Here is a 2286-nt window from a genome sequence, read left to right as displayed (position 1 = left end):
CGATCCTTCCACGCCCCGGTATCGGCGCTGCCGAAGCCCGTCCACTGCGCCCGCCGGGAACGTGTCGCGCGAGCGATCAGAACAGAAAATAGCGCTGCGCCATCGGCAATTCGGTCGGCGGTTGTTCCGGCCAGACCTCGCCGTCGATGCGGACGGTGAAGGTGTCCGGGTCGACCCTGATGTCGGGCAAGGCGTCGTTGAGCGGCAGCTGCGCCTTGCCCACGGCGCGAACATCGGCGACCGGCACCAGCGGCCTGCGGACCGCGAGCCTGTCGGCCACACCGGCCTCGATGGCCTGCGGCGAGACGAAATGCACGGAGGTCGCCGCCGCGGTGGCTGGAGCGGCCCCGAACATCGGCCGCGGCAACACCGGCTGCGGGGTAGGGATGGACGCATTCGCGTCACCCATCGCCGCCCACGAGATCATGCCGCCCTTGATGACCAGGTGCGGGCGTACCCCGAAGAACGCCGGCTCCCACAACACCAGGTCCGCGAGCTTGCCCACCTCCACAGAACCGATCTCACGATCCATGCCGTGGGCGATCGCCGGGCAGATGGTGTATTTGGCGACGTAGCGCTGCACCCGGTTGTTGTCCGCGGCACCGTCACCGGGCAGTGCGCCGCGACGGCGTTTCATCACGTGGGCGCTCTGCCAGGTGCGTATCACCGTCTCGCCGATGCGGCCCATGGCCTGCGAGTCGCTGCCCACGATCGAGATCGCGCCCATGTCGTGCAGCACGTCCTCGGCGGTCATCGTCGATCCCCGGATCCGGCTCTCGGCGAACGCCAGATCTCCGGGCACCGCGGGGTTCAGATGATGGCAGACCATCAGCATGTCCAGATGCTCGTCGAGGGTGTTGCGCGTGTGCGGGCGGGTCGGGTTGGTGGAGCTGGGCAGCACATTGGGTTGGCCGGCGACCCTGATGATGTCCGGCGCATGGCCACCGCCGGCGCCCTCGGTGTGGTAGGTATGGATCGAGCGGCCGGCGATCGCGGCCAGTGTGTCCTCGACAAATCCCATCTCGTTGAGTGTGTCGGTGTGCAGCGCCACCTGCACGCCCGCCGCGTCGGCCACCCTCAGGCACGCATCGATCACCGCCGGCGTCGATCCCCAGTCCTCGTGCAGTTTGAAACCCGATGCGCCACCGCGCAATTGCTCCCACAGCCCCTCGGCGCTGACGGTGTTCCCCTTGCCCAGCAGCGCGAAGTTCACCGGCCAGCCGTCCAGGGCTTCCAGCATGCGGCCCAGGTGCCAGGCGCCCGGGGTGACGGTCGTGGCCTTGCTGCCCTCGGCGGGCCCGGTGCCACCCCCGACGATGGTGGTGACGCCGGAGCCGATCGCCTCGGGAATGAGCTGCGGGCAGATCAGATGCACGTGGCTGTCGATCGCCCCCGCGGTCACGATCAGGCCGTTGCCCCCGATGACCTCGGTGGACGGCCCGACCACCAGGTCCGGGTGCACCCCCGACATGATGTCGGGGTTGCCGGCCTTGCCCAGCGCGGTGATGCGGCCATCGCGAATCCCGATGTCGGCCTTGATGATTCCCCAGTAGTCGAGGACGATCGCGCCGGTAATCACGGTGTCGGGCGCACCCTCGGCCCGGGTGGCGCGCCCCTGGCCCATCGACTCGCGCAGCACCTTGCCGCCGCCGAACACCGCCTCGTCGCCGGCCAGACCCGGCCCGCCGCTGCGGTCCTCGGTGATCTCCACCAGCAGGTCGGTGTCGGCCAGCCGGACCCGGTCGCCGGTGGTGGGCCCGTACACCAGGGCGTAGCGGTCACGGGACAGTGGCGCCATCAGTCGTCCAGCCTTCCGGGGGGATCCAGTGTCAGTCCGTGCACCTCACGCCGTCCGCGCAGCGGAACCAGTCGCACCCGCTGGGGCACACCGGGTTCGAAACGCACGGCAGTCGCGGCGGGGACGTCCAGCCGGTGGCCGTGTGCGGCCGCGCGGTCGAACGACAACGCCTTGTTCGCCTGCGGAAGATGGACGTGACTGCCGACCTGGATCGGGCGGTCCCCGGTGTTGACGATCTCCATCTCGAGGCGCTTTGCGCCCGCATTGATCTCGATATCGCCGTTGCCGTAGAGGATTTCGCCGGGAATCATGCGATCGGGTGGTGAACGGTGACCAGCTTGGTGCCGTCCGGGAACGTCGCTTCCACCTGCACGTCGTCGAGCATCTCGGGTACTCCCTCCATCACGTCGTCGCGGGTCAGCACATCGCCGCCGCTGGCCATCAGCTGGGCGACCGTGCGGCCGTCGCGGGCGCCCTCGAGGATGTGG

Annotated in this window: 3 protein-coding genes; all 3 read right to left on the bottom strand. The window is 69.2% G+C overall.

The window, feature by feature from the left end; translation table 11 throughout:
• Nucleotides 1-76 precede the first annotated feature (76 nt).
• Nucleotides 77-1798, bottom strand: coding sequence for an urease subunit alpha (locus tag AC2VOP_RS21770; RefSeq protein ID WP_486962895.1), 1722 nt, complete (start codon nucleotides 1796-1798; stop codon nucleotides 77-79).
• Nucleotides 1798-2109, bottom strand: a complete 312-nt coding sequence (locus tag AC2VOP_RS21765; RefSeq protein ID WP_486962894.1) for an urease subunit beta — start codon at nucleotides 2107-2109, stop codon at nucleotides 1798-1800. The genes AC2VOP_RS21770 and AC2VOP_RS21765 overlap by 1 nt, the downstream gene beginning before the upstream one ends.
• Nucleotides 2106-2286 (bottom strand): urease subunit gamma (gene ureA, locus AC2VOP_RS21760; RefSeq protein ID WP_486962893.1); only part of this gene is annotated, 181 nt, incomplete at its 5' end. The genes AC2VOP_RS21765 and ureA, both read right to left, overlap by 4 nt.

Source organism: Mycobacterium sp. TH-M106 (assembly GCF_057473765.1).
Note: the sequence above shows the minus strand (reverse complement) of the source record. Positions and strands in the feature narration are given on the sequence as shown.

What these genes read in the sequence shown, in the direction of transcription:
- AC2VOP_RS21765 (WP_486962894.1), bottom strand. Translation starts at nt 2,109, where the DNA reads ATGATTCCCGGCGAAATCCTCTACGGCAACGGCGATATCGAGATCAAT.
- AC2VOP_RS21770 (WP_486962895.1), bottom strand. Translation starts at nt 1,798, where the DNA reads ATGGCGCCACTGTCCCGTGACCGCTACGCCCTGGTGTACGGGCCCACC.